Below are 11,884 nucleotides of genomic sequence, written 5' to 3'. Positions count from 1 at the left end.
GATTTTAGATTTTAGATTGAAGCATTGACTTGCGCGAGATGAATCCGGGGGCTTGTATCCTGGATGCTTTCGGTCAATCGATTTTAGATTTTAGATTTTAGATTTTAGATTGAAGCATTGACTTGCGCGAGATGAATCCGGGGGCTTGTATCCTGGATGCTTTCGGTCAAAATAACTTTTCGGGCGATCGACTAGCTTTTTGTTTTAATATTTTTTAATATTTAGGGAGACAAATCCTGTACCGAAATTTTGAGGTCAGTTCGCTTTGATATTGTTAACCCTGCTAATTTTTTCTCTGATTGTAAGTACAGCTTACACTAAGAATTTGCGCCGATCGGTCAAAAATGCGCCTCGAACCGACAGAAGTTCCGCGAGGCCCTCACCGGACTCCGCCGCACAGTTCCCTAAAGTTTCGGTAATCGTACCAGCATACAACGAGGCAGAGAATATTCGGGATTGCGCGATCGCCATTTTGGAGAGTACACCGCTGTCTGTGGACAACTTAGAGGTTTTAATTGTAGACGATCGATCGACAGACGACACCAAGGCGATCGGGCAAACCCTGCAACAGCATCTCAACGACCCCCGGCTTAAAATATTAGCAGGCCAGCCGCGACCAACCAACCAATATTGGGCGGGCAAAAACTGGGCCTGCGCCCAAGCTGTTCAAACAGCAACCGGAGACTTCTTCTTATTTATCGATGCCGACGTGCGACTCAAACCAGGGGCGATCGAAACCGCTATCGCCACAGCCGAAACCGAGAAAATAGACTTGTTCACCTGTATGCCAGCGCTGGTTTGTGAGTGTTTTGCCGAGTGGTTAGTGCAGCCGATAATGTTCAATCACTTAGCAGTTTGCTTCGACTTCACCGCCGTCAACGATCCCTCGAAAACAGACAGTGCTTTTGCGGGTGGCCCGTTCATGTTATTTAGGCGATCGGGCTACGAAAAAATCGGGGGTCACGAAGCAGTTGCAAGCGAAATTGTGGAAGATGTGGAATTAGCTAGACGCATCAAACGTGCGAGTTTAAAGCTCGGACTTTATTCCGGTTCAAATTTGGCATCCGTGCGGATGTATCGGTCTTGGAACGCATTGTGGGAAGGCTGGACAAAGAATTTGTATCTCGGCGCTAACCGCAGTTGGGGCATGATGGTTTACATGGCTGCAATTATGTTTTTTCTTTATCCGATGCCGTGGTTGGCATTAGCTATTTTGCTGGCAAACGGGGACTTCGCAGAAATTCTCACAATCACCAATTACCAATTACCAATTACCAATTACCAATTGCCAATTACCTGGCTAACTATCTGTTTATCCGTAATCGTAATTTGGCAGCATTACACTTTGCGCCGCTTGGGTGCCGAGATTTCTGAATGTCCGACGAAATACTGGTGGTTGGGAGGTTTCGGAGGTGCGTTCGTGGCGGCGATGGCGATCGCCTCTGCGATTAAAACCGAAACTGGTTGGGGATGGACTTGGCGGGGTAGAGCTTTGCAAATTAAGAGTTAATAGCAGCAAGCTCAAATCATTCGTGACAACCGATCGTTTGTTGGTAACATTTATTGATAAATATGATTTTTATGAAGTCAAAGTCATGAATTTTATGAGTTGACTTTCATATCTGTTTATTTAATAATATTAATCAACATCCTCTTGCCTCCAATTGGAAGGAACCTCATGTCTGTTTACACTCTGAGTGATTTAAGTAATCACAATTCAGATTTGTTGCAAGGTGCTTCAAAACATAGCTGCCCGATCTGTAGCAGCGGCGCTCAAACCTCAGATTCGGGCGCCGAACGATCGGCGGCTCAAGCTTCCGCCTTCAGCAACTCTAACGAGATCGATGCTCTGCTGACAAGAAGTAGAGCAAACCCCGGACAGCCAGCCAAATGGAACGTCGCTCCCGGCGGCACCATCACCTACAGTTTTGTGACTGCTGACAGCGCGACCAGTTATTTTGCATCTAGAAACGAAACCAATATTGAGGAAGTTAACGATCGCATCAAACAGAATGTCCGCCAAATCTTGCAGGACAATTATGCCACAGTCTTGCCGCTCAACTTTGTAGAAGTTCCAGACTCGGCCCAAAGCAACATCAGAATTATGTTTTCTGATGGGGTGGGTGCTGAGGGCTATGCCTACGCTTATGATCCAGATAATTTATTGCGCGGTGGCGCCATCCACCTCCAAAAAATCCATGAAAACGATCCGGCAAGAGCTTTTTCCTCAGAGCCCGGCAGTTACGGCCACTCGACTTTAATTCACGAAATCGCTCACGCGATGGGTTTGAAGCACCCTGGCAACTACAGCTTCAGCAGCGATCGAATAGACAACCCCGGACAGCCTCCGTATCTTCCGTTTGACAAGGACAACACCAGAAATACGATCATGTCCTACAATCCCCAATTATCCATATCTAGCACCTCCCGTAACAAAAATCCCCGGAGTTTGATGCCTTATGACATCCGGGCATTGCAGTATCTTTACGGCACCCGCAGCGACTTTAACGGTGACAATAATGTTTACAAATTCGACAGCACTAATTTCAATACCGTTCAAACTATCTGGGACGGCGGCGGCAGCAGCGATACTTTGGACTTTTCGGCACTGCCTGCCAACAACGTTTATTCTTTGAACATGAATCAGGGTAAGCCGCTCACGGCAAAGAGCGCTCTGGGAGATCAGAGCTACTATCTACAAACTTCGCAGGTGGCGCTAGGTAGTGATCTCGATCGGCTTTATACAACTGAAACCTTTGGCACGTACATTGCTTTTGGCGCGGATATCGAAAATCTGGTAGGTTCGCCCGGAAATGACCAGGTACTTGGAAATGAATTAGCTAACAGTATTCTAGGCAGTGCGGGGATCGACACGATTAGTGGGGGGCGGCAAAGCGATAGTTTGGACGGTGGCGAAGGCGGTGACTATATTTACGGCGACAAAGGCATGGACTTGTTAATTGGCGGGGGCGGGGGGGATTTGCTGCGGGGCGGTCGGGCAAACGATACTATTATCACCGGTGTCGGTGTCGATGGCATTGTGTTGGAGCCGGATGGGGGTACGGATACGATTGTTGATTTTGCTGATGGTGTGGATTGGTTAGTGTTAGTTGATGGTTTGACATTCGACCAACTGTCGATCGTACCTTCAGGCAACGATACTGAAATTCGGATCGGCAGCACCGGACAAGTCTTGGCGCTGTTACCGGGAATGGCGTTAAGTTCGATCGGGCAATCTGATTTTTTAATTAGTTCAAGTACGTTGTTTACCTCCCCCAATTCTTGAAGAAAGCAGGTATCTGTAGTATTCGGTTTTTACCTTTCTGCATAAACAAAAGCAGGTACGCGCTTGTAAGCAGGCGTGCCCGATCGCTTTTCAATCTCCGGGTGAAAAATCACATTAACTTCAGGATAAAACATCAAAGCAGCACCCTCACGAACCGCCCCGTAAATCACCTCGACATTTTCCATTTTCCCCACATTTCCCTGCACCGTAACCCGCTGATGTTCTTGCAAACCAGCGCTTTCTGCATCCGCGCGATTCATCAAAATGCAGTTGCGGTGCGGCATTCCCCGGTATTTGTCATCAATTTTGTAAACCACAGTATTGTGCTGAGAATAGCTGCGTCCCGTCATCAATGCCACAACAATACCCTGTGTGGATTCCGATACTCCAAACTCTTTCGCTTCCGGTAATTTCAGCTTAGGTAAAGGCGTGACAAACATCTTAGCTTTCCCAGACTCTGTAGGGAATTTAGGTTCTGTAAAAATGCGACCGCTGATGGTAAATTCCTCTTGTGTTTCATCAATTGTCGCCATCTTTTCATAGCCCGGAATAGTTTTAGCAATCAATTGGCGAACATATTTTGTGTCTTGAAGTTGGCGCCAATCAACAGGAAAATCGCCGTGAATCCTGCTGGCTAATTCCGTCAAAAAATACACTTCAGGAATCAAATCCGAATGCTGGAGATGAGTTTCGCCCTCATCATTTAAACGCACAAAGTTATTCCCAGATTCTACCGTTGTTTTGTGGGGATTTTCAAAGCGATTTAGTACAGGAATCACAATTGTATTGTGCTTTGCCAATCCGTGAAAATGCCCTAAATTCGGTTTGGTTGCGAGGTAGATAACGGTTTCAACATTGCTTAAAGCCTGTTTTGCCTGCGTTGAATCTGGATTCGCCCCATACAAGTTGCCGCCCAGACATATCAGCGTATCGACTTTGCCTGCTTCTGCTGCTTCAATGAGCGATCGAGTGTCGTAGCCCTTAACAGGACTGAGGGGACGATTCAATAACTTTTCTAAAGCTTGTTGAATTTCTTTTTTCAGCTTCACAGTGACGCCCATAGAGCCGAATCCTTGGACGTTTGAGTGTCCTCTCACTGGCATTAATCCCGCCCCTTCTTTGCCGACATTTCCTGTCATTAAGGCAGTATTGGCAATGCTGAAAACGTTATCTACACCGTTATCCTGTTGGGTAATTCCCATCGCCCAACCGAATACAACTCGCTGGGACGTGCCAATAATTCTGGCTGCAGCCTCAATTTCGGCTTGGGAAACTCCGCAGGTTTTAGTAATAGTTTCCCAATCGGTTTCGCGGGCGTGCTGTACTACTGATTCCCAACCTTCTGTATGAGCTTGCAAATAGCTTTCGTCCAGCAAACCTTGTTCGATTACAGATTTTTGAATGCCGACAAAGAGCGCCGTATCGCTGCCGGGAATTGGTTGCAAGTATAGCGAGGAAATATCGGAACCGGGGATGAGCGACTTGACCGGAAATGCGGGAGAACCAAACTTGACTAACCCGATTTCCATCACCGGATTGATTACAATTATTTTACCGCCTTTGTCGCGAATTTTAATCAATTCGTTCATCAAACGGGGATGGTTGTAGGAAGAATTGCTGCCCGCGAGCACGACGCAATCTGCTTCCTTCAAGTTTTCTAGACTCACTAACGAGGTGCGGGTGGCAAACATTTCGCTTAACCCGATTGTCGAGGGAGCGTGGCAGAGATCGGAACAATCTGCTAAGTTATTGGAACCCATCGCCCGCATCATCAATTGCAGCAGAAAAGCCGCTTCGTTGGAAGAGCGACCGGAACTGTAAGATGCCACTCGTTCGGGGGTTTTGCGAAAGGCAGCTTCCGCAATTTGATAAACTTCTTGCCAAGAAATGCGATCGTAATGAGATGAACCAGCCCGCAAAATCATGGGAAAACTCAGCCTTCCCAACCTATCGGCTTCCATTGAAGTTAATTGCTGAAGTTGTGCAATACTCTGCTGTTCAAAAAATTGAGTTGAGATAGCAGGCTTGATTTCAGCGGAGATTGCTTCGACGCTTTTCATGCACCGCTGAAGTTTTTCGCCCTCTTCATTCGTAAAACCTCCTTTCTGCCCGCCAGTGCCCCAAGAACAGGACAAACAAGCACTTTTGTGCAGCAAAGTTTTCCAAAGTTTCGGCCCTTCCGGGGACAATGTATGTTCGGCCCAATATTCAATTACGGGTAAACCGCCACCTATCTCTGGTGTTTCCTCGTTTGTCTCGTTGAATGGCGGGATTGGTTGGACATTTGGGGAGTTGACATCCATGTGGTTTACCTCGGATTTTAATTGCTGGTTAATTCTGTGGGGAATTGCCAAAAAGGTTAAGCTTGTCAGTCGAATTCTAGCGCAATTTTACTGCCAACACCATTAGCCAGTAGATAGATTTGTTTAACCTATCGGTTGAGCAACTCGACAGGCAGACGGGATGGCCTATTGACAAAAAAAATGTATCTATTATAATAATTCATATACTCATATATAAACACTACAAAATGCTAGAAATACATAAAAGTTATGTAATCGACGAAAATCAGCAGCCGATTGCTGTTCAAATCCCCCTTGAACAATTTGAGAAAATCGAGGAGATTTTGGAAAACTATGGTCTGGCTAAACTTATAGAAGAAACTGAAGGTGATGAGAGATTATCAAAAGAACAAGCACTAAAGTATTATAACTCAATCAAACAAAATAATGTGGCAAGTTGAATATACAAATCGGTTCCTCAAAGAACTAGCTGCTTTACCTGCTGAAATTAGAAGTAGGATAGAACCTATAGTTTTTCAATTCTTAGAATCAGACAATCCCTTTGCATTAGGATATCTGGAAAAAATGAAAGGTTATCCAGATAAATATAAAATTCGTGTTGGTGACTACCGTATTGGACTCACAGTTGATGCACCGACAAAAACTTTAATTTGTCAGCGAGTAGCGCACCGCCGAGACATATACAGAATTTTTCCATAAAATTATGTTGATGAGAATTAGCAAAATATAATTATGTAGGGTGTGCAGCCCGCAACTTACCGCTGTCAATTTCACCGCTTCCCCTTATTTAGGGCTTGCTTCCCAAATCCAAGACAAAGCAGTCGATCGCCCTCAGCAACATTCGGGTCATTCTGCAAATAATCTCCCAACCATTCGCAACTCCGAGCAATGATATTATTCAGTTGCAAATTCTCCACAGGCCACAAAATTACACTTCTATCCCTGCTAGCAAAAGCCAGAGTTTTGCTGTCCGAACTAAAAGTAACGCTCAACACGCGATCGCTCGATTCCAAAGTCTTCGATAGCAGCGCCTTCTTGCCGTCAAAATCCCACAGCTTAACAGTATTTCCCCCACTCGCCGCCGCAATCAACTTGCCGTCGGGACTAAAACTCACGCTTTCTACAGTATCGCTGTGGTCGAGTTTTTCAGTTAAATTCGCCACCTTTCCATCAAACTCCCACAAGTAAACTTTTTTGTCAGCGCAAGCAGCAGCAATAGTCTTACCGTCGGGACTAAAACTCACATTTTTAACGCTGTCCTCGTGGTCGAGAGTTTTCATAATTTTCGCCGACGAACCGTTAAATTGCCACAGGTAAACTCTCTTTTCTCCCGTAATTTCAAAAGCCTTTTTCTTCCCGCTTGCCTTGTCCTCAGCAGCAGTAGCAGTAGCAATAGTTTTGCCGTCGGGACTGAAGCTAACACTAATTACTGGATTGCTGTGATCGAGTTTGGTCAACAAAGTTGCTTTAGAACCGTTCCAGCGCCAGATGTACAATTTGCGATCGGCACTAGCGGCGGCAATTATCTTTCCGTCTGGACTAAAACTCACGCTTCTAACAATGCCACTGTGGCTGAGAGTATCTAACAGTTTGCCGTTTAAATTCCAGACTTTCACGGTTTTGTCATCGCTGGCAGAAGCAACAGTTTTATCATCAGGCGAAATGCTCACCCAGGTAACAGAATCATTGTGACCTTCTAAGGTTTTGAATAAACTGCCGTCAGTGCGCCAAAGTCTCACTGTTTTGTCCCCGCTAGCAGAAGCAATTGTTTTGCTGTCAGCACTAAAACTGACTTTGTAAACCCAGTCTCCGTGTCCAGATAAAATCTTATTCAGCGGAGTGCTGTCCGGTTTCCAAATTTTCACTATTTTGTCTTTACTTGCGGAAGCAATAGTGCCGTCGCCGCTGAAACTTACGGCTCTTACGTCGTCTTGATGTCCTCGAAAAGTGTTGAGCAAAGTGCCGCTGCGACTCCAAACTTTCACCGTATCGTCTGCACTGCCGGTGACAATTTTTTTGCCGTCGCGACTGAAACTTGCGCTGACAACTTCATCGTTGTGTCCTTTGAGAGTTCTGATTTCCTCACCGTTTCGGTTCCAAACTTTGGCTGTGGTGTCGGCACTTGCCGAGACGAGTTCTTGACTGTTTGGGCTGAACTTAATGCTGTAAACAATGTCAGAATGTTTGGTTAATGTTTTGGGATTAATTCTAAATTTCTGCGTTTTACTTTCTCGGTTCCAAAGTTTGACAGTTTTGTCAACACTTGCGGAGGCAATTGTTTGGCCGTCGGGACTGAAACTGACGCCGAGTACCCAGTCTTTGTGTCCGGTTAAGGTTTGCAGCAATTTTTTGTTCGCAAGGTTCCAGATTTTGACGGTGTTGTCGTGACTGGCGGAAGCTAGGGTTTTGCCGTCGGGACTGAAACTGACGCTGGTGACGATATCGCGGTGGCCGGATAAAATGCCTATCGCACTTTTGTCGTTATCTACTTGCCAAATTCTAATTGTACGATCGGCACAACCAGTAGCGATCGTTTTCCCATCAGGACTAAAACTAACACTCGTCACGCTATCCGGGTGATTGAAAGTTTTTAATAACTTACCTTCTTTGGTCCACAATTTAACCGTTTTATCAGCACTTGCCGAAGCAACGGAATTGCCGTCGGGGCTGACACTCACATCCAAAACAAACTTGCTGTGCTGCTCGAAACGGTTGCGTTCTTGCACCCCGGAAACTGCTTGTCTGAGTCTTTCTGCAATTTTAGTTTTAGTGTCTACAGGAAGCGCTGTACTTTTCAGAGAATCACGACCAATTTTGATACTATTTTCCAACACTCCTAATTGATTTTTTTCATTAGAAATCACTAAAGATTCCGAGGCCGAATTTAGGGCGTCAGTCCGACTTCTTTCTGCTTCTTGCCGCGCGCTTTCTGCTAATTTTGCTTGCTCGAATGCCATCCCCGAAACACCTGCGAGTACAAGCACTCCTAGAACCGCCGCCCGCAATTGCCATCTCCGAGATTGGTAAAGTTGAGCTTCCGCTTCGTGCTGTTTCTCTCTAGCTTCCGACAGCAAAGCATCTTGCTCTCTGTCTTTGCGAATTTGTTCAATTTCATCTCGGTTAATTTGGTTTTGCTTTCGCAGTTCCTCAAATTCTGCCTTTTTATCTAATTCTTGCTGCTGGCGGATGAAACTAACTAGATAGTCGTGAACGAGCTGATAAAGCTCTGCAGGCAGTTCCGTCCATCGAAAAACTAAACCAGAGTTTACTAACAGTTCTAAGACTAAATCTAATTTGTCAGCTTCGGCAAATGTCGCTAAATTAGAGGCTAATTCGGCGCGGGTTTTTAGGGGACGGATCTCATCTTCATCTGTGAGCAAATACAAAACTCGGCGCGCCGCTACTTCATTTTCCGGGCCGCAATCTTTGATGACTTCTTCGAGAAACCTTTCGACTAATTTTTGTTGCGGATTGTTGCCTAGTTCCTGATATTGAGCTAAAGTTCTAATGTTCTCTTGTTGCAGTTGAGCGCCGACAAGTTGTAGTTCGATCGGGCGGACTTCTCCCAATTCTCCAGCTAAATCATTGACTAATTCTTCGATCAGCTCCGGTTCTAAGTAAAACTGCGCTCGCTCAGTTAAAGTGCGAATTACCGATCGCGCATCGACCAGCGAAAAATTGCCCAAATAAAACAGAATATTTTTGCTGAGAATGTCCTCTAAAATATCATTGTTAACGAATCCAGTCGGGTTTTTTGGTCGGGAAAATTCCAGCAAATAGTGCAGGTAATCTTCCCGCAAACAGAGGACGACTTTTAAATATTTGATTTTTAAGCAGTCCCGCAAAAAATCAAAAAATCTCTGCCTTTGGGCTGGCTCTTTCCACACGAAAAAGAATTCTTCAAATTGGTCAAATATCAGAACCGTCACTAGATGTTCGGAATTTATTTCCAGCTCTTTGATGATTTTTTCGTATTCGTTCGCCTGTGGTTCTCTAATTAATTCTACTGGCTGTGACTGCTCCCTTCTCTCCTCATTATTCCCAGCCAAGTCGTCGTTAAATCCCGAAATAAGATTTTCTTGAACTGCGCCTGCTTCTACTGGAAAATCTACCGGAGCAGTTTCCGGTACTGCTTCGGAAAGTTCCGGCTCGAATATTTCAGCTTTCCCAGCAGATAACTGTCTGGTCAATTCCCGCGGCCAGTTGTTGTAAACTTGCAGCACAATCGGCAAAACAGTCCGCCTTTCTATTTTTTTTTGTTTGAGAGCTGGTACTAATCCCCCGGTGACAATTGAACTTTTGCCAACTCCAGACTGACCGTAAATTACTGTCAGTTTGTCTGGGGTATTGTTCATCCTATATATCAAGCGGTTGAGGTCTTGTTCTCTGCCGGAAGCAGTAATTTCGTCAGCAATAGTAGCAGCGTCGGCAACAGTTTCGGCGACGGAATTAACCGCTTCTCTGTGCGGCTGCAACTTTCCGGCTCCAATAAAAGCTCGGAACCGATACGTGTGTTCCACCGCTCGATAATCTTGCTTAATTTGAAATGCTTCGAGATATTCTCCCCGCTGAAAATAGAGCGATCGCAGCATTTCTAAAACCCGCAAATACAGTTGCGGGTTGTAGCACGCTTCGGTTTCCGAGCGAGCAAGCTCTAAATGCGCGATCGCCTCCTGCACCTCACCCAACTGACTCTGGGCCTCTGCTAAAATTAACAGATACAAGCCTAAAGGCTGCGACTTTACAGGCGTTCCCTGCCCCGTCACTTCTAAATTTGAGTTGAGAACCTCTAGAGCCACTAAAGCCCATTCTTTCGCCCCTTGCCAGTTCTTTTGCTCTAAGGCTACTCTAGCCAAAAAGCCGTAATCTTGAGCCAAATTAACTGCTGAATTTTCCATATTTTCATGTAACCTCCGAGCTTTGATAGCTAAATTCCAGAGTGCATCCCAATCTTCTAAATGCTGCAATACTTCGCCAAGTTGATTGATGAATATACCAACGGCATCCGGCCGCCCCGCGCGTTCTAAAACATCAATACATTCCTGAAAATAATTCTTAGCTTCCGTCCAGTAAGGACGGTTGCCGCTGCGGTGTTTTTCTGCTTGGAAGCGGTAGCAAAGACCGATGTGGAATAGCAGAATTCCCTCTAACACCGGTGCAGGGTGAACGGTAAATAACAAATCGCTAAATTGTGTTTTTGGCCCAATAAATGCTACTTGATGCTTCCAAAATTTGAGACTTTTTTGATACAAGTCAATAGCTGCAGGGATGCGGTGACAAGCATATTCGTGCCTACCGCGAATAAATTGCAAACTCGCTTCAATAGCTGGTTCTAATCTGATATTGCAAGTTTGCAAGTCTTGGCTAGCCGACTCTAATTCACTCAAAGAATTGGCTCCGAGAATGGCAGAATTAGTTAAACGCCAATTGCCACTTTCTAAAATGTTGGAAAAAATGCGATCGGCACTTTTGCCCAGGAAATCCACCAAGTCGTCGGGGCCGATCACAAATTCAACAGTGGTCGTCCAAGTCTCGATATCTGTTACTAACCGAATCAGTTTTTTTAAGATTTTGTCTGTCACCCACAGCACCACCGGGAAGGGAAAATTATTCCGAAATTCTTCCCTCACGTAGTTGGTAGAAGTTAGCAGTCGATCGATCGCACTTACCGATTCCAAGCCAAACACCATTAAAGCTGACGGGTGGCTGCAGGAAACTTTGGTTTCTATCGTCGTGTAAAGAGTTTTAACAGATGGCGGGAGGACAATTTCTCGAATCTCGATACCCGACTCCTCCCGCAATTGCCGTGCCGTTTGCTCTCTCATCGCACTGTAATTGCACCGTACCAAAATCAGCGAAAATTGCCCCTGAGACATCGAGAGAGTCCGGGTGAGAGTTTGCAGCGAACTTTTGTTTTGCTGTGCTGCGGTGTCTTGCTGGCAGTGCGAATTAATCATAATTAATATTTGAAAAAGTTTCTGAGGATAGATGCTGTCAACTGCCGAAAAAAGGAAGTTCGGCAACGGATTTTTTAACGGATGTAACGGATGTAACGGGTGTAACGGATTTTTTAACGGATGTAACGGATGTAACGGATGTCAGTTCGGCAACGGATTTTTTAACGGATGTAACGGATGTAACGGATGTAACGGATGGAAGGAATCGACTGCTGGGGAAAGTGTAATTAAGAACATCCTAACCGTTTTGGCGGTTGCTCTAAGTTTACTTTTACTCCTTTTTACGTTTGCCAATCACAGTGAAGAATCACATGATTAATTTTATTTGTGCCCTTTAG

Annotated in this window: 6 protein-coding genes; 4 read left to right on the top strand and 2 right to left on the bottom strand. The window is 45.3% G+C overall.

Annotated features, from left to right (window positions below; all coding sequences use genetic code 11):
* The first annotated feature begins 265 nt into the window (after positions 1 to 265).
* Both QUA00_RS07635 and QUA00_RS07630 read left to right on the top strand, forming a co-directional pair.
* Entirely contained in the window at positions 266 to 1,510 is a 1,245-nt protein-coding gene (locus QUA00_RS07635; protein ID WP_333140157.1) for a glycosyltransferase family 2 protein, read from the top strand.
* 168 nt (positions 1,511 to 1,678) lie between these two features.
* The gene (locus QUA00_RS07630) at positions 1,679 to 3,286 is read left to right on the top strand and encodes a M10 family metallopeptidase (protein WP_333409238.1); all 1,608 of its coding nucleotides are present in this window, start codon (positions 1,679 to 1,681) and stop codon (positions 3,284 to 3,286) included.
* 29 nt (positions 3,287 to 3,315) lie between these two features.
* Here QUA00_RS07630 and QUA00_RS07625 read toward each other — a convergent pair whose 3' ends face one another.
* Entirely contained in the window at positions 3,316 to 5,589 is a 2,274-nt protein-coding gene (locus QUA00_RS07625) for an FdhF/YdeP family oxidoreductase (RefSeq protein ID WP_333409237.1), read from the bottom strand.
* 227 nt (positions 5,590 to 5,816) lie between these two features.
* Between QUA00_RS07625 and QUA00_RS07620 the strand changes: the two genes are divergently transcribed.
* Positions 5,817 to 6,029 carry a hypothetical protein gene (locus QUA00_RS07620; protein ID WP_333140163.1) on the top strand — a complete coding sequence of 71 codons (213 nt, stop codon included), beginning with the start codon at positions 5,817 to 5,819 and terminating at the stop codon, positions 6,027 to 6,029.
* Entirely contained in the window at positions 6,016 to 6,288 is a 273-nt protein-coding gene (locus QUA00_RS07615) for a type II toxin-antitoxin system RelE family toxin (protein ID WP_332980082.1), read from the top strand. Before QUA00_RS07620 ends, QUA00_RS07615 begins: the two co-directional genes overlap by 14 nt.
* A 71-nt stretch (positions 6,289 to 6,359) precedes the next feature.
* Here the strand turns inward: QUA00_RS07615 and QUA00_RS07610 are convergent, their stop codons facing one another.
* Complete coding sequence (locus tag QUA00_RS07610; protein ID WP_333409236.1) at positions 6,360 to 11,546, bottom strand: nSTAND1 domain-containing NTPase; 5,187 nt, start codon at positions 11,544 to 11,546, stop codon at positions 6,360 to 6,362.
* Between the last annotated feature and the right edge of the window lie 338 nt (positions 11,547 to 11,884).

This window comes from Microcoleus sp. T2B6 (genome assembly GCF_036700475.1).
Taxonomy (GTDB): Bacteria; Cyanobacteriota; Cyanobacteriia; order Cyanobacteriales; family Microcoleaceae; genus Microcoleus.
Note: the sequence above shows the minus strand (reverse complement) of the source record. Positions and strands in the feature narration are given on the sequence as shown.

What these genes read in the sequence shown, in the direction of transcription:
- QUA00_RS07630 (WP_333409238.1), top strand. Translation starts at nt 1,679, where the DNA reads ATGTCTGTTTACACTCTGAGTGATTTAAGTAATCACAATTCAGATTTG.
- QUA00_RS07625 (WP_333409237.1), bottom strand. Translation starts at nt 5,589, where the DNA reads ATGGATGTCAACTCCCCAAATGTCCAACCAATCCCGCCATTCAACGAG.
- QUA00_RS07620 (WP_333140163.1), top strand. Translation starts at nt 5,817, where the DNA reads ATGCTAGAAATACATAAAAGTTATGTAATCGACGAAAATCAGCAGCCG.
- QUA00_RS07615 (WP_332980082.1), top strand. Translation starts at nt 6,016, where the DNA reads ATGTGGCAAGTTGAATATACAAATCGGTTCCTCAAAGAACTAGCTGCT.
- QUA00_RS07610 (WP_333409236.1), bottom strand. Translation starts at nt 11,546, where the DNA reads ATGATTAATTCGCACTGCCAGCAAGACACCGCAGCACAGCAAAACAAA.